20 protein-coding genes and 1 tRNA gene are annotated in these 20589 nt (G+C 59.6%); 16 read left to right on the forward strand and 5 right to left on the reverse strand.

Annotation, left to right across the window (positions count from 1 at the left end; all coding sequences use genetic code 11):
- Positions 1 to 66 precede the first annotated feature (66 nt).
- The 4 genes from HDC29_RS16940 (at position 67) to HDC29_RS16955 (ending at position 2948) form a co-directional block, all read left to right on the forward strand.
- A complete protein-coding gene (locus HDC29_RS16940; RefSeq protein ID WP_179499472.1) occupies positions 67 to 1425 on the forward strand; it encodes a site-specific integrase in 1359 nt (452 codons plus the stop codon).
- Between the two features lie 137 nt (positions 1426 to 1562).
- Positions 1563 to 1880, forward strand: coding sequence for a hypothetical protein (locus HDC29_RS16945; protein ID WP_179499473.1), 318 nt, complete (start codon positions 1563 to 1565; stop codon positions 1878 to 1880).
- Between the two features lie 175 nt (positions 1881 to 2055).
- Complete coding sequence (locus HDC29_RS16950) at positions 2056 to 2703, forward strand: hypothetical protein (protein ID WP_179499474.1); 648 nt, start codon at positions 2056 to 2058, stop codon at positions 2701 to 2703.
- A gap of 104 nt (positions 2704 to 2807) precedes the next feature.
- Positions 2808 to 2948: transfer RNA gene (locus tag HDC29_RS16955), tRNA-OTHER, on the forward strand.
- Positions 2949 to 3108: 160 nt separating this feature from the next.
- Here HDC29_RS16955 and HDC29_RS16960 read toward each other — a convergent pair.
- Positions 3109 to 3561 carry an ArsI/CadI family heavy metal resistance metalloenzyme gene (locus tag HDC29_RS16960; protein ID WP_179499475.1) on the reverse strand — a complete coding sequence of 151 codons (453 nt, stop codon included), beginning with the start codon at positions 3559 to 3561 and terminating at the stop codon, positions 3109 to 3111.
- Positions 3558 to 3896 (reverse strand): helix-turn-helix transcriptional regulator, encoded by a 339-nt coding sequence (locus tag HDC29_RS16965; RefSeq protein ID WP_179499610.1) that lies wholly within the window; start codon positions 3894 to 3896, stop codon positions 3558 to 3560. Before HDC29_RS16965 ends, HDC29_RS16960 begins: the two co-directional genes overlap by 4 nt.
- Positions 3897 to 4063: 167 nt before the next feature.
- Between HDC29_RS16965 and HDC29_RS16970 the strand changes: the two genes are divergently transcribed.
- From HDC29_RS16970 to HDC29_RS16995, 6 genes are all read left to right on the forward strand, one after another.
- Entirely contained in the window at positions 4064 to 4393 is a 330-nt protein-coding gene (locus HDC29_RS16970; RefSeq protein WP_179499476.1) for a helix-turn-helix transcriptional regulator, read from the forward strand.
- Positions 4394 to 4470: 77 nt separating this feature from the next.
- Complete coding sequence (locus tag HDC29_RS16975; RefSeq protein ID WP_326914357.1) at positions 4471 to 4995, forward strand: arsenate reductase ArsC; 525 nt, start codon at positions 4471 to 4473, stop codon at positions 4993 to 4995.
- Positions 4992 to 5438 (forward strand): arsenate reductase (glutaredoxin), encoded by a 447-nt coding sequence (gene arsC / locus HDC29_RS16980; protein ID WP_179499478.1) that lies wholly within the window; start codon positions 4992 to 4994, stop codon positions 5436 to 5438. The genes HDC29_RS16975 and arsC overlap by 4 nt, the downstream gene beginning before the upstream one ends.
- Positions 5435 to 6499: an ACR3 family arsenite efflux transporter gene (gene arsB / locus HDC29_RS16985; RefSeq protein ID WP_179499479.1), complete on the forward strand. Its 1065-nt coding sequence runs from the start codon at positions 5435 to 5437 to the stop codon at positions 6497 to 6499. Before arsC ends, arsB begins: the two co-directional genes overlap by 4 nt.
- A 2-nt stretch (positions 6500 to 6501) precedes the next feature.
- Complete coding sequence (gene arsH, locus HDC29_RS16990; protein ID WP_179499480.1) at positions 6502 to 7257, forward strand: arsenical resistance protein ArsH; 756 nt, start codon at positions 6502 to 6504, stop codon at positions 7255 to 7257.
- 941 nt (positions 7258 to 8198) lie between these two features.
- Positions 8199 to 9323: a PIN domain-containing protein gene (locus HDC29_RS16995; RefSeq protein ID WP_179499481.1), complete on the forward strand. Its 1125-nt coding sequence runs from the start codon at positions 8199 to 8201 to the stop codon at positions 9321 to 9323.
- A 228-nt stretch (positions 9324 to 9551) separates the two neighbouring features.
- Here the strand turns inward: HDC29_RS16995 and HDC29_RS17000 are convergent, their stop codons facing one another.
- Positions 9552 to 10775: a hypothetical protein gene (locus HDC29_RS17000; RefSeq protein ID WP_179499482.1), complete on the reverse strand. Its 1224-nt coding sequence runs from the start codon at positions 10773 to 10775 to the stop codon at positions 9552 to 9554.
- Between the two features lie 352 nt (positions 10776 to 11127).
- Between HDC29_RS17000 and HDC29_RS17005 the strand changes: the two genes are divergently transcribed.
- Positions 11128 to 11337: a hypothetical protein gene (locus HDC29_RS17005; RefSeq protein WP_179499483.1), complete on the forward strand. Its 210-nt coding sequence runs from the start codon at positions 11128 to 11130 to the stop codon at positions 11335 to 11337.
- A 131-nt stretch (positions 11338 to 11468) separates the two neighbouring features.
- Here the strand turns inward: HDC29_RS17005 and HDC29_RS17010 are convergent, their stop codons facing one another.
- Together HDC29_RS17010 and HDC29_RS17015 are read right to left on the reverse strand one after the other, a co-directional pair.
- The gene (locus HDC29_RS17010; protein ID WP_179499484.1) at positions 11469 to 12071 is read right to left on the reverse strand and encodes a bifunctional 2-polyprenyl-6-hydroxyphenol methylase/3-demethylubiquinol 3-O-methyltransferase UbiG; all 603 of its coding nucleotides are present in this window, start codon (positions 12069 to 12071) and stop codon (positions 11469 to 11471) included.
- 9 nt (positions 12072 to 12080) lie between these two features.
- Positions 12081 to 12506, reverse strand: coding sequence for a hypothetical protein (locus HDC29_RS17015; protein WP_179499485.1), 426 nt, complete (start codon positions 12504 to 12506; stop codon positions 12081 to 12083).
- Positions 12507 to 12572: 66 nt separating this feature from the next.
- Here HDC29_RS17015 and HDC29_RS17020 point away from each other — a divergent pair, with 66 nt between their 5' ends.
- The 5 genes from HDC29_RS17020 to HDC29_RS17040 all read left to right on the forward strand — a co-directional run bounded on the left by HDC29_RS17020 (position 12573) and on the right by HDC29_RS17040 (position 20394).
- Positions 12573 to 13739: a cysteine desulfurase family protein gene (locus HDC29_RS17020; RefSeq protein ID WP_179499486.1), complete on the forward strand. Its 1167-nt coding sequence runs from the start codon at positions 12573 to 12575 to the stop codon at positions 13737 to 13739.
- A 9-nt stretch (positions 13740 to 13748) separates the two neighbouring features.
- On the forward strand, positions 13749 to 14666 hold the full coding sequence (locus tag HDC29_RS17025; protein ID WP_179499487.1) for a DUF4007 family protein: 918 nt from the start codon (positions 13749 to 13751) through the stop codon (positions 14664 to 14666).
- Between the two features lie 503 nt (positions 14667 to 15169).
- Positions 15170 to 17971: a hypothetical protein gene (locus tag HDC29_RS17030; protein WP_218844703.1), complete on the forward strand. Its 2802-nt coding sequence runs from the start codon at positions 15170 to 15172 to the stop codon at positions 17969 to 17971.
- The gene (locus HDC29_RS17035; protein WP_179499489.1) at positions 17968 to 18807 is read left to right on the forward strand and encodes a phosphoadenosine phosphosulfate reductase family protein; all 840 of its coding nucleotides are present in this window, start codon (positions 17968 to 17970) and stop codon (positions 18805 to 18807) included. Before HDC29_RS17030 ends, HDC29_RS17035 begins: the two co-directional genes overlap by 4 nt.
- 39 nt (positions 18808 to 18846) lie before the next feature.
- Complete coding sequence (locus HDC29_RS17040; RefSeq protein WP_179499490.1) at positions 18847 to 20394, forward strand: hypothetical protein; 1548 nt, start codon at positions 18847 to 18849, stop codon at positions 20392 to 20394.
- Positions 20395 to 20589: the final 195 nt, after the last annotated feature.

Raw genomic sequence — 20589 nt, forward strand, 5'->3', positions numbered from 1 at the left:
CCAGCAATATAGCTGCACCAACAATCCCTATCTCTGCTGCCCCTGCTGCCCCCTCTAGGCAACCCCATGAAATCAAACACCGACTGCCGACCACCGAGGGTGGCGGGGACTGCACCTGTGACTCCCGCCTCCCCCAACTCTGCTGCTGTAGCCCCGCTGGCGACCGAAACGCGGTCCGCCGACCTCCAGCCCTGCGCTCGGCACGCGCCGCTCTTGCGGCTCCAGCCCGAACAACCAAAATCAAAGGAAATCATTATGCCAAAAACAAATCTGAGCGCCGCATTCGTGCGCGAGGCCACCTGTCCGGCCGGGAAGCGCAAGATCGACTACTACGACCAATCCATCACCGGCTTTGTTGCAGAGATTCGATCCTCTGGGGGCAAGACCTACTATCTCCGGTACCAAGACCCCCACGAACGCCAACGACAGCTTCGCATCGGGTCCGCCGCTGACATCACTTTCGATCAGGCCCGAAAGAAAGCGATCCAGCTTCGATCCCAAGTCGTCCTGGAAGGCGATCCCGCTGCCGAGAAAGAAGCCCGACGCGCCATTCCAACCTACGGTGAACTCGCCGTGCAACATCTCGCCTACGCGAAGAGCTACCAGAAGAGTTACAGCTCAACCGAGATCAACCTTCGCGTTCATATCCTGCCGCGCTGGTCGAAACTGAAGCTGACCGAAATCCACCAGAAGGATGTCGCGATCTGGCTGGCTCAAAAGGGCGGCGAGGGATTGGCACCCGCGACCGTAGAAAAGATCAGGGTGCTGTTTCATCGATCGTTCGAGCTGGCGCGACGGTGGAATGTCGTCGGCAGCGTAACCAACCCGGTGAAGGGTATTCCCCGGATGCGGATCGAAAATGCGCGCGAGCGGTATCTTTCCCGCGATGAAATTAGGCGCCTGTTGCGGGTCTGCGAAGCGTCAATCAACCCGCAGCTAAAATACATCGTGGCGTTGCTAATTTTGAGCGGTGCCCGAAAGTCGGAGCTGCTCTTCGCCAAGTGGGACCATATCGACGTCGAACGGCAGCTGTGGCTCATCCCGACATCGAAGAACGGGAAGCATCGTTATGTCCCGCTCTCGCAAGCCGCGTTGACCATCATCGACCAGTTGCCGAAGTTCGACAACTGCCCCTGGCTAATCCCGAACCCGGAAACCCGTCAGCCTTTCGTGTCCTTCAAGCATAGCTGGGAGACGGCACGTGACGCAGCGGGCCTCAAGGGGCTGCATGTCCATGACCTGCGCCACACAGCCGCCTCGTTGATGGCCGCTGCCTCTATTGACCTGTACACCATCGGAAAGGTGCTCGGTCATCAGAATATCGGCAGCTCGCAGAGGTACAGCCACTTGGCCAACGATAAACTGCTGGCAGCCGTCGAAGCGGGCGCAGCCAAAATGAAAGGCGTCCTTCTCCCGGCATTCTAACGGTCAGTCGCAAGGCGCGACAACGGTCCCACCCCTGCGGATCGCTTCATCGAACCCTCTCCCCCGTCCATGCCTAGCCCCAGCGGCCGCGCATGGACGGGGACTTTTCTCCTATATTTTTTTTTTGGATCAAGACCATGAATTCCGCCATAGACATCGCTATCCCTGATCTACCTATCACGCTCTCCCGAGACACACCGGCCGCTGAGGTCGACGAAATCTTTCAACGACTGCGGGAGCTAAAATCGAACCTTGGCAAGCCGACGAATGCCGACAATCGGCTGACAGCTATGATAGCCGCCTGCATCGACGAAGGCATCAACACCAGCCCGCGAATTTTCGGCACAGCCCGACAGCTTGGGTTCGATCTCGGTCACACCCGCCGCGTGCTTCGTTCCGGTATTGGCCATACCTGGAACCGCGCAGCGGACGATCGTTTCAGCAACCTGATATAGAGGCCGTCGTCCCGTCCCCCTTCGCGGCAGGCAAAATATCACAGGAATTCAGCCCAAATCGTCGGCAAAGCGTTGGCCGACCTGCCCCGAAACCACGCGCTACGACGAAAAGACTTGAAAACAAACTTTGGAAGGAACAAAAACGAATCACAAAGAACGATAACCAGAGGACGAAATGACAAATATTTTCGCAACTCCTGATAAGGTTTCAACCAAAACCAAGCTCTTTAATTGTGGGGTAGCCGCGCTGGAGCAGGACGGGTGGAAGGTGGAGCGGATACCCAAGGTCGGGAAGTCCAGCGTTCGCCGCATAGTGAGGCAGAACGAAAGCAAGGTCGTCACCATTCGGACGACGCAGGATACCTATATCGCCTTCCCTCGTAATGATGACGACACCGAATGGGTCACACTTTCGATGGTCGATATGGTCGTGGCCGTTTCGGTAGATGATGCCGAGAACCCGCGTTTCGCGAAGGTGCATTTCATTGACGGCGACGAAATGCGTGACAGGTTCAACCGCAGCTATGACGCACGGATAACGGCGGGACATACAATCGGAACCGGCCGGGGGATGTGGCTTGGGCTCTATGATCCCGAACAGCAAGATTTACCCAGCCATGTGGGCGCGGGCGCTGGCTTGGCCCATCCTGCTATCGCCACCTTCCCGTTGGACGAGGCAAGTGAAATACGAACCACACCGGCGGCAATCGAAACCAGCGTCTCCCCCGTCAATGGACCGCTTTCAATTTCTGAGGCGCGACGGCTGCTGGCAGAGACATTCGGGGTTGATCCGAGCAACGTCGAAATTACGATCAGGGTGTAGGCACCTCGAAATGCGGTTGATTGGCGGACTGGTTGAGGACGGTTTCGGCAAATCCGTCCGACCAAAGATCTTTCAGTGGGGGCCTAATTGGGGGCTCTATGACAGCGCATTTGGGAACCAAGTGGGTCGATTGAAAAGTGAGGCGGAAACAGGCAGCATAAGCCAAGGTTTACGGGCATTTTCGCCGACCCGTCATTAGCCTTCGTAATGATGGGGTCACAGGTTCGAGTCCTGTAAGCGCACCACTTCCATGGAAATGCGAAGACGGACGCCGCGCGACGCTCGCGGCGAACCGCCGGCTCGCGCGGCCGCTCAGCCGAAGCAAATATTCGCCAGATTCTCTTGAATTTCGCTCGAAGGGTGGCGGGCAACGCCCGCCACGCCGGTTACCGTCAAAAGCCGAATTCAGATTACTGCGGCGGAGGGTGCGCAACATCTGGCGGCGGCGGGTTCAGTGCCCAAGGTTTCGAGCGCGGGGCTGTCGCCATAGGTCGTCGCCTCGCCATCGGTGTAAAAGGCTTCCCACACCACCCCGTCGGGATCGGATATCCAGCTCTTTTCCGACTTGGCGTAGCAACAGGTCGTGCGGCCCTCTTCGAGCACGGGTCGTTCGGCTGCCTTGATCCGCCCATAGACTTCGCCGAGTTCACAGGGGCTTTCGACCTGGACGCCGAGATGCTGGATGCCGTTGCGCGCATGATTGCCCATCGAGATCGCGAAGTTCACGCGCGGATCGTCGAGCAGCCATTTGGCATAGTCGGGCTTCGTCACGGTCGGCTCGGCGCCGAACATAGAGCTGTAGAAGCGGATCGAAGTCGCAAGGTCCTGGACCCCGACATGGACATGCAGTGTTTTCATACGCTTTTCCTTTCGTCTGCCGTGGGTGCGCAGCCCTCGCCCTCGCACGCCGAGGCGGCGCAGCAATTTTCCATGAGGTAGGCGACCAGCGCATTCATCGCCGGATAGTTGGCGCGGTAGATGATCGTCCGATGCTGGCGCTCCTGCTCGATCAGCCCCGCGCCGCGCAATTGAGCGAGGTGGAAGGAGAGCGAACTATTGGGGACGCCGAGCGCCCCGGCGATCGCGCCCGCCGCCATCCCGTCCCCGCCGGCCTGCACGAGCAGCCGGAACAGCGCGAGCCGATACTCCTGCGCAAGAGCGCCCAAAGCGTCGATGACCGACCTCGAATCCATGGTCATTTCTTCATTTCCATATTTGCAGAAATGAAACGCAATGCGTGCCCTGTCAAGATCAATTCCATATTTCTCGAAATGAAACTCGTTCGGCCATCGCGGGCGATCAGCGAGGGTGGCAGGCGATGGATGTTGACGATTGTTAACGTATCGGATAATCCCGATGGATGAATAACGATTCGGCACTGTCGGCTCTGGCCGCGCTCGCCCATCCCACGCGCCTCAACGCGTTCCGCCTGCTTGTCCAGCACGAGCCGGACGGCCTTTCCACCGGCGAACTCGTCGATGCATCCGGCCTGTCGCAAAGCACCTTCTCGACGCATTTGGCGGTGCTCGCGAAAGCTGGGCTGGTGGCATCGGAGAAGCGCGGCCGACAGATCAACCAGCGTGCCAACATCGATACGCTGCGCGATCTGATGCTCTTCCTTGCCAAGGATTGCTGTCAGGGACGCGCCGAGCTTTGCGAGCCGCTGCTCGCCGAACTGGCATGCTGTTGAGCGGGTCGGAACGCGGAAACCCCTTTGATTACCCCAACTAATGTCAGCGCGCGCGGCGCAACCGCGATGAGGAGACGGTGATGGCCGACCAGACCTATAATGTGTTGTTCCTTTGCACCGGCAACAGTGCGCGCTCGATTCTTGCCGAGGCGCTGCTGAACCGAATGGGAGACGGACGCTTTCGCGCCTATAGCGCGGGCAGCTTCCCGAAAGGCGAAGTTCACTCGCAGGCGCGCTCGCTCCTCGCCGAACTCGGCTTCGATACGGTTGGCCTTCGCTCGAAAAGCCGGGACGAGTTCTCGGCACCTGGGGCGCCCACCTTCGATTTCATCTTCACCGTCTGCGACAATGCCGCCGGCGAGACCTGCCCTATCTGGCCGGGCAAACCGATGAGCGCGCACTGGGGGATCGAGGACCCTGCCGCGGTCGAAGGACCCGGCCAGCGCGAAGCCTTCGAACGGGCGCTCCATTATCTGTCAAACCGCATCTCGCTGTTCCTGGCGCTGCCGCACGACAGCATCGACGAAATGGCGATGGAGCGAAAGCTCAGGGAAATCGGCCGCACCGAAGGGTCGAGCGCGCTGGCGGAGTCCGCCGAATGACCACCGACATCACCATCTACCACAATCCCGAATGCGGAACGTCGCGCAACACGCTCGCGCTGATCCGCAACGCCGGCATCGAGCCGCATGTCGTCGAATATCTGAAAACGCCGCCGTCGCGCGCATTGCTTGAACAGCTTATCGGGCGCGCCGGCATCGCCCCGCGTGCGCTGCTGCGCGAAAAGGGAACGCCTTTCGCGGACCTCGGCCTCGGCGACGAGAGCCTCGACGACGACGCGCTCATCGACGCGATGATGGCGCATCCGATCCTGATCAACCGGCCGCTCGTCGTCTCGCTTCTCGGCGTGAAGCTCTGCCGCCCGTCCGAGGAGGTACTCGATCTTCTTCCGGAGCCGCAGCGCGGCGCCTTCGTCAAGGAAGACGGCGAACAGGTGATCGACGACGCCGGCAATCGCGTCGGCGCCCGAGGAGAGCATCGATGACGCAATCCAAGCGCGATCACCTGTCGTTCCTCGACCGCTATCTGACTCTGTGGATCTTCCTCGCGATGGCGCTGGGCGTGTTGCTCGGCTCGACCTTCGCCGGGCTTCCCGCCGCGATCGACAGCCTCTCGTGGGGCCCGACCAACATCCCGATCGCGATCGGCCTCGTCCTGATGATGTATCCGCCGCTGGCGCGCGTTCGCTATGATGAACTCCCGCGGGTGTTCGAGGACAAGAAGGTGCTCGCGATCTCGTTGATCCAGAACTGGGTCATCGGCCCCGTGCTGATGTTCGCGCTTGCCGTCATCTTTCTCTCGGACAAGCCCGAATATATGACGGGCCTGATCCTCATCGGTCTCGCGCGCTGCATTGCGATGGTGATCGTCTGGAACCAGCTCGCGAAGGGCGACAATCAATATGTCGCGGCGCTTGTCGCGTTCAACTCGATCTTCCAGATCCTGTTTTTCAGCGTCTATGCCTGGTTCTTCCTGGCCGTGCTGCCGCCGCTGTTCGGACTCGAAGGCAGCGTCATCGACGTGAGTTTCCGGACGGTTGCCGAGGCGGTGCTCATCTATCTCGGCATCCCGTTCCTCGCCGGCTTCCTGACCCGCAAGTGGCTCGCTGGCGCCAGGGGCAATGAGTGGTACGAGACGCGCTTCCTTCCGAAGATCGCGCCGATCACGCTTGTCGCACTGCTCTTTACGATCGTCGCGATGTTCAGCCTCAAGGGCGGCGAGATTGTCACCATTCCAGGCGATGTCGTGCGGATCGCGATACCGCTGACCATCTATTTTGTCGTCCAGTTCGTCGTCAGCTTCTGGATGGGGAAGCTGGCCGAAGCCGATTATCCGCGCACGACCGCGGTCGCCTTCACCGCTGCCGGCAACAACTTCGAACTCGCGATAGCGGTCGCGATCGCCGCCTTCGGACTCGCCTCGCCAGTGGCCTTTGCCGCTGTCATCGGGCCGCTCGTCGAGGTGCCCGTGCTCATCTTGCTGGTCAACGTCGCCTTCTGGTTCGGGCGGCGCTGGTTCCCCGCGACGACCCCAACGAAAGCCTGATCATGTCCTCTTCCCCATATTCCCGCCTGCGCACGCTTGCCGACCCCGACCACTTGCCGGCGCTGCGTCCCGAATATCTCCGGCCGCAGCCCGGCCTCGGGCTGGGCGCGCTCGATCCGCCGCCCCGCATCCTGCTGCTTTACGGGTCCTTGCGCGAACGCTCCTACTCCCGGCTCGTCACCGAGGAGACAGCACGCTTGCTCCAGCTTTTCGGCTGCGAAACGCGCATCTTCGATCCCTCGGACCTGCCGCTTCCCGACCAGATCGCCGACGACGACCATCCCGCGGTCGAGGAATTGCGCCAGCATTCGATATGGTCCGAAGGCCAGGTCTGGTGTAGCCCCGAGCGCCACGGCCAGATCACCGGCATCATGAAAGCGCAGGTCGATCACCTGCCGCTCGCCTATAAGGGCCTCCGCCCGACGCAGGGGCGCACGCTCGCGGTGATGCAGGTGTCGGCGGGCTCGCAATCGTTCAACAGCGTCAACACACTGCGTATTCTGGGTCGCTGGATGCGGATGATCACCATCCCCAACCAGTCAAGCGTGGCGAAGGCCTATGCCGAATTTGACGAAGCCGGCCGCATGCTGCCGTCGAGTTATTACGACCGGATCGTCGATGTCGCCGAGGAGCTGGTGCGCTTCACCGTGCTGACGCGCGGTCATGCCGACCAGTTGGTCGATCGCTATTCCGAGCGCAAGGATCGCGACGAACCCGTGATGACGTCGGCGGATTTGCTGGTCGCAGGGAACGCCTGAGTTCTTTTGCGCCACCCTCGAACGACCCGCCGGTGTTGGATTTTGCCGCACCAGCGGGCGCAATTAAACGCCGGCTGGCTGTTCCTTGTCGCCAAGTCCGGCCTCATCGGCTGTCAGCCGATCCACTCCGCCCTGCTGCGCTGAACTTCGATTATTTTGCACTTGCCCCTGTTGTCGTCCTGCACAGTCCAAGCGCTGCGTCTTTGCCCCGCCGGCCTCGAAGGCCGGGCCTGCGCAAAGCGTATCGTCGCCCGAGTGGGAGACCGCAAAACAGCCGTTGGAGAAGCGCAACCAACAAGGAAATGGCAGAATTCTGCCGCTATTCAAGGGTTCTTGGATATTATGAGAAGGGGAAAATGGTGCCCAGAAGAGGAAACTAAGAATACTCCTATGATTTTGATAAGAAAAATCAAAATATTACGAAAATACATGATGGCCCGTGTAATGACATCATAATTTCAGAGATGCAGTGATAAGATTACCTATTAACAACACGGCATCTCACTTAATCTTATATCTTCCACAGACGTTCCATACAATGCTTTTTTGAAAAACTGACCTGGTGACAATCTAGTATCTCTTCCGACAATGCCGTCGGAATCGGCGAGGCGCGAGCACGCGTGTCGACCGCGTTGATCTCCGGTCCACTCGGAGACGAACTGATCATGTCGAAGACGAAGTCGTGTCCGTTCCAAACCGGCGAAGAGTTGCTTGGGCTCACTTGGTTTCGCAACAGAGAGCGCGGCAGAGGCCTCGCACCAAAGCGCTGTGACAATGTTGAGCTCGAAAGCTATGCGTCGTTCCATCAACCAACGATGTGGTCGCAAGAGTTGACCAATAGCTCTCCGGAAGACCTGTACGGCACCATGATGAACGAAGCGCGTCTCTCGGCACCTTGGTCCCGGGTAGATCGTTTGACGACAGAAAGAGGATAGTCCGACATGCCGACCTGGACCGAAGAGCGATTGAACAGCGCGATCGATGAAAAGGAAATCGGATTCATCACGCTCGATACGAACATCTTCGATCAATATGGCTGCAATCTCGATTATTCGGTCTTCAGCGGGCTGGACCAATTCAGGGATACGCATGTGTCGGTCGTGTTTTCCGACATTATCGCGGGCGAGGTGCAGGCGCATATCGCAAAGGACGCGAGCGAGAAGGCAGCCGCGCTCCAGATCGCGCTCAATCAATATCGCAAGGCTTGGCGTCGCCCGGAGGACGGCCCAGCTCTCGCGCCGCTTGTCGATCTCGAGCAAAGCTCCACAGACTTTGCGAAGGGACAATGGGACGCGTTCATCGATGCCATCGGCGCCGAGATCCTCGAGGCCGAAGGCCGCGTGTCGTTCAACGAGTTGCTTGAGTGCTATTTTGCACCGCACGCCCCCTTTGCTGGGAAGGGCGACAAGAAGTCGGAGTTCCCCGACGCAATCGCACTGCTCGCGCTTGAAGATCGTGCCCGAAGGGCGAAGCGGACGCTACTCGCGGTCAGCGCCGACGGCGATTGGCAGCGCTTCGCCGAGACGTCCGACCATATCGTTGTCGTCGGCAACCTCCCAAAGGCGCTCAAGCAGTTCAATCCAGGTGGTAGATTGCACGTGCAGCGACTTGTCGCGCAATTGCTGCGCGGCAAGGCACCCGAGCTGAGCGCGCTGATCGACAGCGAAATCGACAGTTGGCTCGACGAGTGCGATTTCACGCCCGACGGCGAGTCAGAATTTCTGTTGGACGCGATGCCGAACAGCGCGGTGCGCGAAGGCTGGGAGGTGGTCGGGGAACCGGCTACGCTGTGGTTCGACAAAGATGAGCTCGTCTTTTCGCTCGATATCGACTGCAGCATAACCTTCAGCGCCGATTTCGACCTGCAGATACTAGACAGCGTCGACAAGGATTATGTGTCAATGGGCTCAACCGCGGCAAGCGTGACCGAGACGCGACGCATTAACCTCACCATCCTCTGTGCCGCCACCGAGGAGGAGCGCTACGAACCCTATGACAGCGAAGTGGCGCGGCGCCATATCCATGTCGATTTCGGACGTATCGAGCCCGACTGGTGGGACGATTGATCACCCGACTCACCCCGTCTTGGCATCCAGCACGGCGGCACAGCCATTCGATTTCTGTCCGACGCATGTAGTGGTCTTGCAGATTTTGCATTGAAGGGGTTATGATGGAAGCTTCGTATTTGGCCCCACTTTTGAGGTGATTGAGGCAAAAGCGGCCCTTTCCTACCTCTCAAAGCTTCCTCGCTAAGGGGAAGTCAGCTAGATTCAGACCCACCGCCGTACAAGTCGTCACGGACAAAAGCCGTCATAGGGCGGCGTCGGATAGAGCATTCGATTTCCGCGATCGATGTGACATGGCGCTGTCGGAAGGACACGCCAGCGCGCCGCACGGTGGGCCGTCATTTGAGCCATGTTCGGATGGCGATAATGGTTAGGCAATCCGTAGGATACGACTGCGTGACGCGCGCCCGCCGCCTGCGGTGGCGCAGATCCCTTTCCACCATGATGCGGCAACAGAAGGTGCGTCGTACCTGCTAACATCGCAGGATCGATAAAATCGTAGTCTGCGTCGCCGGTCAGAAGCACCGCATCGCCTTGGTGATCGTAACGGAGTTGGTAGCCGCTGTTGTTGCGATCTAAGGGGTCCGATGCGGTACCGCGTCGAAAGCAGAATCCACCGATCGCCAATGACCCGTCGACAAAGGTCAGCCTCGCGCCCAATTTTTTTTGAAAGAACGCCGTATTGGGCGAAACAGGCTGGTCAGGAGCAAACCAGTCATGTGCATGATAGGGACTGTGCCGGCGTCCCATGTCGAAATGATCAAAGTCCCAATGGGACAGAAAGATGAACCCGTCGCCGAGCGCAGGAGGCGTCATGCCGAGCGCGACGGAGCCTTTGTTGAACCAAAGGGGGGCGCCGACATCAAAAAGTGCAATTGGACGCTGCCCGCGCCGGATTAATACGGCCCCCGCTTGTCCAACGTCGAGTACGACGATGTTAATCTGCTCGCGCGGGTCTCCATCGATACGGCCAGAGATATCCGTAAGTTGAATCCGCTGATGCCGGCCTCGCTCCGAATTACTCGCTTCATGCAGAGATTTGACCAGAAAATCGTCCCTGTCGGGTCGGTAAGTCGATCCTGCGCGGCCGACCCGCCGGATAGTGCGTAACGATCGCTTGGGTCCGCGCCGATAATCTTCGGCCGCAATCATCTCCCAAGCAAGCGGTGCTTCACCTTCATCATCTAACTGGAACTCGACCCAGTCACCTTTCATTACATTGCCAGCGTTCAGGCGATCACTCCAAACATGGTCAGTGGTCATCGCGCGAACGAGAGCAAGCGCGGAAGGATCATCAATAGCTCGCGCGCTCGTTTCAAAGCGGTCCGCATCAACGCAATCGATCAGCAGCGATGAGCGGAGTCCGCCGCTTCCTTCTGCTTCGATCTTGTCCTCGATGATCCCGTAATAGCGCCGCGGATCGCGGCCCTTTTTTCCATCCATCTTTGTCATTAGCCATATTCATCATTGCAGACGCATCTCGATCTGAAGGCGATCTAGCGAATAGTCAGATGGAAGGCCATCGGTGCCATTTGGACCCAGGCAGCAATTGCGGCGTCAGGGCCGGCTTACCCGCCTCACCCGTCAGTCCAAGCTCAAAAGTAAGGAATCGCCCTTCGACTCTTCCGCGGCCGTCCTTGAAAACCGGTCGCGGCCATCTACATTCAGCTTGCTTCGCATGACGGCCCTTTGGCTGTCAGCCCCTGAAAAGGGGTCCCGCGCTCCACTGTGAGTTAGCCGGCGCGGCCCCTCGATGGGGCGCGCTGCCGCTCCTTCGAGGGTTTTCCAACCCGAAGGAGCTGTCATGAAAAAGAAGAAACCGTATTCGGCAGAGGAACGGGCACTTGCTCGCGAGATGTTTGAAGCCGCAAAGGCCGCGGGAACGCTGAAAGCACCGCCGGGTCTGTTCGCAATTGCATTGAGCAATGGACGCACAGATTCCGGAAGCTGCACCGTGACTGAAAATGACTATCTGCGGGACGCGCGTCGTCACCTCGCAGGGCCCGATACTTAAGAAAGAGCCGATGTTGCCTAACTGAAGGTGCGGACAGTGGCCGGGGTTGTACGTCAACCAGCGTCCGGCCCCGGCCACTGCCGCACCTCACATCCCGACAGTAAAACAAGCCCGCCAGACCGGCGCGAGACCTAGCAAGCGTGGACGAAGATGAAATTGCTCCACCGGTAGGACGTACGCCCCAGCGCGTCGTCGATCTCGATCCGATCGTGGCAGACTAGGTCTGCGGCTCCTGCAGCCGCCATGATAGCGGCGTCCGAATGGGCAGTGAATAGGTTTGACGGCTCGCTTGGCATTGGACGGCGAACATTGACCGCCAGACGCCCGCCCGGTGCCAGCAGCCGTGCCATCGTGCCGAAGCTAGGTCCAAGATCGCTCGGGGCGACAAGCATCAGGACAGCTGAGCAGAGGATCACATCATACTTGTCCGCCGCCTTGGCAAAACTGGTCAGGAACGGAAGTCGGTCGTCGACCCAGCGAATAGCCGGATCGCGCTTTTGCCCGATGTCTCGCAGACCCGACGATGGCTCCACAGCCGTGACATGCAGCCCGTGCGCCGCCAGTGCGCGCGCGTCACGGCCGCTACCAGCGCCGATATCGAGCGCTTGCCCCCCTGCCGGAAGATAGCGCGAGAGTAGCGGATGAACGGCGTCGAATGTCACAGAATCGTAGCGCGCAGCGAAGCCTGCGGCATCGCGATCATAATAATCCATCGCGTCGAGAGGATCGGACAAGACCATCTGTCAATCGCCGGTTTTCGCGTTGGGTGACTTGGTGAAATAGGCAGCGGGGTTGCAGGCTGCTACGAGCGATCCTGCGGCTGTCATGAAGAGAAGCGCAGAAAAGATCCCGACGATGATGTAGTTTCCGCCAACGAAGCGCTTCCCATCGTAACTACGAATATCTCGAAGCACACTTTGCATGATCCATCGCAGACGGATCAGCGCGCCGATCATCAGCAAATTTGCCAAGCAGGAGAATATGAGGAGCATGGACCGCGCTGAATTGCTGAGCGCGAAGCTCGCAACTGCGAACCACAAGCCACCGGTCAAACTCATGATAATAAGCGGCGACTGCCAAAGAAATCCGTTGAGCGAGCGGAAGTCTTCGCACCGCTGCTCATAAATCGCTTTTTGATCTCGGTCTTTCGCCGCTACATCCTCGGTCATGGATCATTCACTCCTCTTATATTTCTATAGCATGGCTCATCCGGCCATGCGCAGGGGGGCATCGCATTGACCCCCATTTATCTCGACGGCTTCGCTACGTTACCGCTCGCCCCGGAAGCCCGGTCCGCAATTCTGGAAGTCTGGGAAGCGCCAGGCAACGCCGGGTCTCCCAATCTTGCCGGCGAACGGGCGGCCCATATCATCGATACGGGTCGGGCCGATGTCGCCGCCCTCATCGGCGCGGCGCCCTCCGAGATCATCTTTACCTCGGGGGCGACCGAGGCCAATAATCTCGCACTTCTCGGGATTGCGCAGAAGGCAGTAACTTTCAGCCCGACCCGGCGGCGGATCATTGTTTCCGCCATCGAGCATAAAGCGGTGATCGAGCCTGCCCGCGCGCTTGCTGACCAAGGTTTTTCGGTGACTGTCGCGCCTGTCGACAAGTATGGCCGGCTCGATCTCCCCGCGTTTGAAGCGCTGCTCGACGACGATCTGCTTATCGCGTCGGTCATGTTGGTCAATAATGAGACCGGAGTGATCCAGCCCGTCGCGCAGGCTGCGGCGCTCGTCCATGCCGTCGGCGGGCTTATGCACAGCGACGCGGCGCAGGCCGCCGGCAAAGTCCCGATCGACGTGCTCGACCTCGATGTCGATTATCTCAGCCTGTCTGCCCATAAATGCTATGGGCCGATGGGGATTGGTGCTCTCTATGTTGCTGCCCCGGTGCCCAAGCCTTTGCCTTTGCTCCATGGCGGCGGACAGCAGGATGCCGTTCGGCCCGGCACCGAACCCGTCGCACTGATTGCTGGCTTTGGCGCCGCGGCGAAGGTCGCGCGCGAGCAGATCGATCACGATCACAGCCATGGCCAATCGCTCATCGCGTCCCTGATCGATGGGCTCGCCTCGCGCCAACTCCGCTTTCGTCGGATCACCGGCGACGCCGCCGTCGTGCCCGGTAGCGCGGCCCTCCAGCTTACGGATGTCGATGCCGACCAATTGTGTGCCACCGCCGCCGGCAACGTGTCGCTGTCGACCGGGTCGGCCTGCACGTCGGGGCAGATAAGACGTTCTCATGTCCTTGATGCAATTGACCTTTCTGAAAAAGACGCCGCTCAAGTCATCCGGATTTATTGCCACCGCTACCAAACCATTGACGAGATGGAACGCGCTGCCGAGCTCATTGCCGCCGCTGCGGAGCGATCTCGGCTTGCCGCTGGAGACGTTCGCCAGTAGCGTTCGAATATGCGGGGAAAGATAAGATTTGATTCGAGAGGGCAGTTTGCGGGTCATGAGACGTTTCCGCTCCGCCTCCTTTGGCTGAAAAAGGCATATGACGCCGTTGGCGATGGCGCCGATGCCAGAACATTTCAAGAACAAGACGCTATTGCACGTTTTGGTGTCGGCCGCAATATGGCGGCCTCGATGCGCTATTGGGCTCTAGCGACGGGCTTTTTCAGCGAAGAGGACCGGGTGATTGCGCCAACCCCGCTAGGCCGTTCCATTCTCGCCGATAACGGCTTTGATCCCTATCTCGAACAGGCTGCGACGATCTGGCTAGCTCACTGGCGAGTCGCGAGCACACCCGAGATGACGACGACCGCTTATTATGCCTTCAACCTGTTGAGCGCGATCGAATTCGACCCTGCGATGCTCGTCGAGGAATTGTTCGCACTTGTGGAGACCAATGGCTGGCGTGCGACGCGCGGGACGCTCAAGCGCGACGTTGAAGTATTTCTGCGCAGCTATGTCCGGCGCGGCGACAGCCTCAACGAGGACGCGGCCGAGCCATTGCTTGCCGAGCTTTCGCTCATTCGCGAAGCGCGACTGGGCGGCTGGTATGAATTTGTCCGCGGGCCAAAGCCGAGCCTTCACGACGCGATTTTCGCTTATGCCCTTGGCGATTATTGGGATCGCTCAGGCGGGGCAACGACCCTCACCGCCGAGCAGATCTGCTACGCTCCCGGATCGCCGGGACGGGCGTTCAAACTCGACGAAGACAATGTCGTCACGCGGTTAATGCGCCTCGATGATATGACGAATGGTGCTTGGCAATGGGTTGATACCGCGGGATTGCGACAAGTGCAGCGGATCGGCGATTTCGAGGCCATGTCGCTTCTCGCTCTCGCCTATCCTCGCGCCCATTTAGAAGCCGCGGCATGAAAAAGCTCGCCACAGCAGTTACGATCGACCGGCGGTTCGCGCGCTCTGCGAGGCTCGACGCCGACCTCAACGGCACGCCGCCGCTGGTCGGCTATGTTTTGCAGGCCAGCGTCGCCAAGGCGCTGAAGTTGCTCGGCGACAGCCAGTGCGACAGTCACCAGGGCGCCTACACCTGGACGGGCCCCTATGGCGGCGGCAAATCGAGCGCGGCTCTGCTTGTCGCCAATTTAGTTGCCGGCACAAAGGGCAATCGCAAGATCGCGCGGGATATTGCCGGCGACGCGCTGACGCGGCTTTATGTCGAAGCCTTTCCCGAGGCTGATGGGCGACGGAAGGTCGTAGCTGTCACCGGCAGCCGCACTCGTCTCCGCGAGGCGATCGTCGAAGCGGCGACGATTGCGCTCGACTGGAGTTCATCTCAGGCTGCCGAATATAGTGCGAGCGATGAGACGCTGATCAAGGCGTTGATCGCAGGCGGATCGCCTCCATCGAGCGGGACGCTGTTGATCCTCGACGAACTGGGCAAATTGCTCGAGCATGAAGCGCTTGAAGGCGGCGACGTGCATCTGCTTCAGGACCTTGCTGAGCATGCAACGCGCAGCAAGGGGCGTTTGGTCGTCATTGGCATTCTCCATCAATCGTTCGAACAATATGCCGCACGCGCGGCCCGCGACGCCCGACAGGAGTGGGCCAAAGTCCAAGGCCGCTTCCAGGATATCGCTTTCTTCTCGGGCCCCGACGAGACGGTGGCGCTCCTCGGTCGGGCTATTTCTGCCGACCATCCGCCTAGTGCCGCCGAACGCGCCGAACTCGTCGCCGAGGCTGTTGCCAAGCGCCGCCCGACCGAAATCGGCGCGTTGACGAAGGCCCTTGCCGACACCTGGCCGCTCAACCCGGTGAGCGCCCTGCTGCTTGGACCGATCTCGCGGGCGCGCTTCGCCCAGAATGAACGCAGTGTGTTCGGTTTTCTGAGCTCGGCCGAACCGTCGGGCTTTCAGGAATTTCTCGAGCACGCCGACGAAGGTAGCGGCACCTATGACCCGGCGATGCTATGGGATTATATGGCTGCCAATTTCGGCATGTCGCTCGCGGCGGGGAGCGACGGCAGCCGGTTCAGCCTAGCCTATGAGGCGATTGAACGCGCAAGCGCCAAAGGCCAGGGTCTGCATGTTGCGCTGACCAAGTCCGCCGCGATCATCGAATTCTTCCGCAACGGTTCGGGTCTGGCGCTTGCCGATGATTTCCTCCTGGCCTCGGTCCCCGAAGCATCGCCCAAGGCAGTTCGGGCCGCTATCAAAGATCTGATCGATTGGGCCATTCTCATCAACCAACCGCGCCTCGGCGGTTACGCGCTGTTTGCCGGCAGCGATTTCGACCTCGAAGAGGCGATCGGCCGAGCGGTGACGCCGGTTGATTCGCTCCAGCTGGAAGGCATACCGCAGCGCGTCGGCTATGGTTTCGCCACGGCAAAACGCCATTACTTTATCACCGGGGCGCTCCGCACCTTTGAGATCGCTTTGCAGGTCATTACACCTGACGACAATGCCGAGGGGCTCGCAGCACGCATTCTGGGCCGCGCGCCGCGCGGCAGCGGACTGATGCTGTTGTTGCTGGGTGACGGCAGCTTGTCCCGCCAAGCGATCGACGGCCTGACCAAAGCGACCGCGAAGGCGCTCAAAGACAGCGGCCGGGTCATTGCGCTCGGCAGTGCAAATGAAAGTTTCGCGCTTCGCACGGCTGCTTCCGAATTGATGGCCGTCGAGCGCGTGTTTCGCGATCATCCGCAACTCGAAGGAGATCGGATCGCTCGGCGCGAGATCGCCGCGCGGCAGTCGCGCTGTATCGACGAGCTCCATCGCAAACTCGAGTCAGCGCTCGAAGGCGCCAAATGGTTTCTCTCGCCCGCACCTAGCAAAGCGCATAGCGAGCCGCTCGCGGTCATTGCGAGCTTGCTCGCGGATGTCGGCTATTCAAAATCGCCGATGCTTAAGAGCGAATTGCTCCAGCGCGACAAGCCTTCGTCTAACGCCATGGCGGCACTGCGCGAACTGGCTCATGCGATGGTTGGCCGTCATGCCGAGCCGCAGCTTGGCATGACGCAATATCCTGCGGAACTCGGCCTCTATCTTACCGTTCTCAAACCGTTCGGCTTGCACCGCGAGATCGCGCCTGGGAAGTTCGACTTTGCCGGGCCCGATGACAGCCGCGAAGGGCAATCGCTGCGCGCCGCATGGGATTTGCTCGACCAGGCTGGTGATGAGCCGCTCGATGCGATTTATGCGCTTTGGGCCGCCCCGCCTTATGGCATCAAGGGCGGCGTCATGCCGGCTTTGGCGCTCGCGTACATGTTGGCGAACCGGGAGACGGTCGCCATATACATCGACGGCATCTATCAGACTGCGATAGACGATGTGGTCGTCGATCGGCTGCTTCAGAAGCCCGGCAGCTTCCGTCTGCGCCACATCGACCGGTCTGTGCGTGAAATGGCCTTTGTGAGCGGCCTCGCCAAACTGCTTACCGTCGGAGAGAGCAACGCGTCACTGCCCGTCGCCGCGGCGCTGTTCCGCCGTTTCGAAGCGCTGCCCAATTTTGCGAAACGCACCTTGCGGATCGAAGCCGATGCGCGCGCCGTACGCACCGTGGTCATGAAGTCTGACGATCCCGAGCGGCTGTTGTTCGACGATCTCCCAGCCGCATTGGGCGAACGCCTCTCTCCTGACACGGTATTCAGCGCCATATTGGCGGCCGAAGCCAGTTACCCCGCCTTGCTCGATGAGCTGCGCGTTGCGCTTGGCCGAGCGCTCGGTATCGACCCCCGCGATTTCGGTGGCATTGCCGATCGCGCCCAAGCGATCCGCGGGTTGACCAACGACTATAATTTCGATGCCTTTGCCGACCGCGCGGCCGCGATCGAGCAGGATACGGGCGACATCGAGAGCCTGGTCAGCGTTCTGCTGCATCGGCCCGCTCGCAATTGGTCCGATCGTGACCGCGAGGAGGCATTGACCGAGATTGCGCGCTACGGGCGGCGCTTCCGCGAGCTCGAAGCGCTGGCGGTGGTGCGAGACCGTCGTACGCGCAGCGAGGCCCTCGCACTGGTTGTCGGCCTGGACCCGCTGGCACCGCCTTTGATGCGCAGCTTCATTCTCAGTGACCAGGAGAAGGAGGCCGCGGCCGGCATGGCCGAAAAGCTCGTCGCAACGCTGCGCGCAGACAAAATGGGCGGCCGGCTTCAGCTGGCGGCGCTCGCGCGGGCGGTGGCGACGCTCGCCGCCGAAATTGACGAGGATGCGGAGGCAGCATGAAGAAGGAGCGCCATATTCTCGGTTTGTCGGGCGGCCGCGACAGCGCCGCGCTCGCCGTCTTTATGCGGCAGAACCGGCCGGAACTTCCGCTTGAGTATTTCTTCACCGATACCGGGAAAGAACTTCCCGAAGTCTATAGCTTCCTCGACAAGCTCGAAGGCTTCCTCGGCCGCCCGATCCAGCGCCTGAACCCCGATCGCGATTTTGATTTCTGGCTCGACGAATATGGAAATTTCCTGCCGTCGCCGCGCACGCGCTGGTGCACGCGCCAGCTAAAACTGCGACCGCTCGAACATTGGCTGCGAGGCGACCTCGATACGGGAACCACGGTCCACAGCTATGTCGCGATACGCGCCGACGAGCCGAGCCGGGAGGGCTATCAGGCAACCCATCCTAATATGCTTGTCCATTTTCCACTGCGCGAAGCCGGCATTGACCGGGCCGGCGTGTTGGAGATCCTAGATCTGAGCGATGTCGGCGAGCCGGAATATTATAAGTGGCGATCGCGCTCCGGATGTACATTCTGCTTCTATCAGCAGAAGATCGAATGGGTGCGGCTCTTTGAGCATCATCCCGAGCGGTTCGCAGAAGCCGTCGACTATGAGAAAACGGCATTGAAAGACGGCTCGCCGTTCACCTGGAGCCAGGGCGAAAGCCTCACCGAACTCATCGCACCCGCCCGCGTGGGGCAGATCAAGGCTGATTATGAGAAGCGGCGCGAGCGCTTGCGGCGGAACCGCCGGATCAATCCGCTATCTGCGAACAATGCTGAGACGGTCGACGACATCTATGGCATCGACGAGGCATCGAGCAGCTGTGTGATTTGCCACAAGTGATAACTATTCCATGTAGCAGGCGGCCAGAAAGGGTGGCTAATGATGCGGCAGGAACACGCTGACTGGCACGAGTTAACCCGCTCGATTCATCAAAATCGAGCGGCTAACGCACTTTATTACAAGCCAGTTTGTGTGATCGCGGCCATTGATTTGGCCGACGGTGGCGGCCTAGTTACCGACATGCTCCACTCTGAGCTGATTATTCGGCAATTCGAGCAGTATGTCAGGATCGTTTTCCCAAAACGGGCTTCGAAAGGTTGGTGGCCTCTTTGGTTCCTTGCGAACGATGGGCTCTGGAACTTCGCCAAGAAAGGGAAACCGCTATCTAAAGCCAATCTGGCTGTTCGCCCGACGACTAGAAATAAGACGCTAGAACGCTTTGATCGACAAGTGATTGCGCCGGAATATCGCGCTTTATGGGACACCGCTGATCATCGGAAAGTTCTGCGCGATCATATGCTTGCCATCATGAACCGTTACTCAGAGTGCAAGCCGTTAGTTCGGGCGCTCTTCGATCCAAATGTTATAGACGAGCCTGAAAAGTGGCCAGGCCAAGATGAGGTCGATGGATATATTCGCAGCCTCGACGGCCAGGGTGATCTTTTCGACAAAGACGAGCCCGACAGCAAGAAGAGCAAGGGACGTAGCGCCGCCGCGGTCCGGAAGGCGCTGACGGAGTTTGAAGTTTCGTCGCTACCCCCCGCCAGTGCAGTCGGACCGATCTTAGAGGTCACCGGGGTAGCGCCGATAGCGGCGAGCGCCCTTCCGCACCGCGAGGTGACGAAGTTGCAAGTGGCGCTATACATGGCGCTCCACCAAAAATGCTTACTACTCAATCAATTGGCGTCGAACTCGAACAGAGCCGCACATCTCTATCCAGCGCTGGGACAGATGATCGCCGCAACGCAAGTCGCCCCGGAAAATTCGAACGGCTACTTAATTTGGTCTCCTGGAAATAGCCTCCGTCGGCTGCTTGCTGCCGAACTGCGCGGTCGCGACGAGGCCGATCCGGATGACCCTTTGCTTACAGACCGCATGCAAGAGCTGTTGGCGGATGTGGTTGAGCAGTTCAACGTTTACGCGACGACCGACGGTCTTATTGCCCTGCTCGATCAAGCGAAGACCGGACCTGCCATTCGCTCTAATTTTTCGGGTCCGCTCGATGCCGGCAATGATTTGGTCGGTGCATTGCGCAAGGCTCCCGATATATTGACGGAGGAGACGACGCGGATACTCGAAGCGGCTACACAGAACGCGCAAAATGCCAAAGCAGTGTCGGGCTTTGACGCAGATCAAGCGGTTGCAAATGCTGTTGAAATCCAGCGCAACAGCGCCGGCAGCATTCTCCGTAACGCGGTGCTCGAACTTAAAAATTATGTCGGACGGGCGAAAGGCGCCACGAAGCTTGCGATCGATGGTGCGGTTAAGCAGCTGGGCGCAGAAATCATCAAGGCGCTTCCAATCGCCTCTTTCGTACATTCCACGAGAGACGCTTTCATCGCCTTATGGCAGGGAACGACGAGCTTCGATTCCGTCAACCATTTTGTGACGCTCGTTCGCGAGTTTTTCGCGCATTATCGTGGCTAGTTAATAGGGTATTTTGGCGACTGCAAACGACCGCACGGTCATTCGAGCTAGGGCCAGAGATAATCCCAAGTCAGGCTTGCGATATTTCGGTTGCGTTTGCTGATGATGTTCCGGGGCCACGCATCGACATCGCGCTGCCGGTCGAGCAGCGGTAAGCGGCGTGCAATCGCAGCGCTCTGGGCGGGTTCGTCCGCA

It is taken from the genome of Sphingopyxis sp. JAI108 (assembly GCF_013410105.1).
GTDB lineage: Bacteria > Pseudomonadota > Alphaproteobacteria > Sphingomonadales > Sphingomonadaceae > Sphingopyxis > Sphingopyxis chilensis.

Excerpts from the sequence above, each read along its gene's own strand:
- HDC29_RS16940 (WP_179499472.1), top strand. The coding sequence starts at position 67 with ATGAAATCAAACACCGACTGCCGACCACCGAGGGTGGCGGGGACTGCA.
- HDC29_RS16945 (WP_179499473.1), top strand. The coding sequence starts at position 1,563 with ATGAATTCCGCCATAGACATCGCTATCCCTGATCTACCTATCACGCTC.
- HDC29_RS16950 (WP_179499474.1), top strand. The coding sequence starts at position 2,056 with ATGACAAATATTTTCGCAACTCCTGATAAGGTTTCAACCAAAACCAAG.
- HDC29_RS16960 (WP_179499475.1), bottom strand. The coding sequence starts at position 3,561 with ATGAAAACACTGCATGTCCATGTCGGGGTCCAGGACCTTGCGACTTCG.
- HDC29_RS16965 (WP_179499610.1), bottom strand. The coding sequence starts at position 3,896 with ATGGATTCGAGGTCGGTCATCGACGCTTTGGGCGCTCTTGCGCAGGAG.
- HDC29_RS16970 (WP_179499476.1), top strand. The coding sequence starts at position 4,064 with ATGAATAACGATTCGGCACTGTCGGCTCTGGCCGCGCTCGCCCATCCC.
- arsC (WP_179499478.1), top strand. The coding sequence starts at position 4,992 with ATGACCACCGACATCACCATCTACCACAATCCCGAATGCGGAACGTCG.
- arsB (WP_179499479.1), top strand. The coding sequence starts at position 5,435 with ATGACGCAATCCAAGCGCGATCACCTGTCGTTCCTCGACCGCTATCTG.
- arsH (WP_179499480.1), top strand. The coding sequence starts at position 6,502 with ATGTCCTCTTCCCCATATTCCCGCCTGCGCACGCTTGCCGACCCCGAC.
- HDC29_RS16995 (WP_179499481.1), top strand. The coding sequence starts at position 8,199 with ATGCCGACCTGGACCGAAGAGCGATTGAACAGCGCGATCGATGAAAAG.
- HDC29_RS17000 (WP_179499482.1), bottom strand. The coding sequence starts at position 10,775 with ATGACAAAGATGGATGGAAAAAAGGGCCGCGATCCGCGGCGCTATTAC.
- HDC29_RS17005 (WP_179499483.1), top strand. The coding sequence starts at position 11,128 with ATGAAAAAGAAGAAACCGTATTCGGCAGAGGAACGGGCACTTGCTCGC.
- HDC29_RS17015 (WP_179499485.1), bottom strand. The coding sequence starts at position 12,506 with ATGACCGAGGATGTAGCGGCGAAAGACCGAGATCAAAAAGCGATTTAT.
- HDC29_RS17025 (WP_179499487.1), top strand. The coding sequence starts at position 13,749 with ATGCGGGGAAAGATAAGATTTGATTCGAGAGGGCAGTTTGCGGGTCAT.
- HDC29_RS17035 (WP_179499489.1), top strand. The coding sequence starts at position 17,968 with ATGAAGAAGGAGCGCCATATTCTCGGTTTGTCGGGCGGCCGCGACAGC.
- HDC29_RS17040 (WP_179499490.1), top strand. The coding sequence starts at position 18,847 with ATGATGCGGCAGGAACACGCTGACTGGCACGAGTTAACCCGCTCGATT.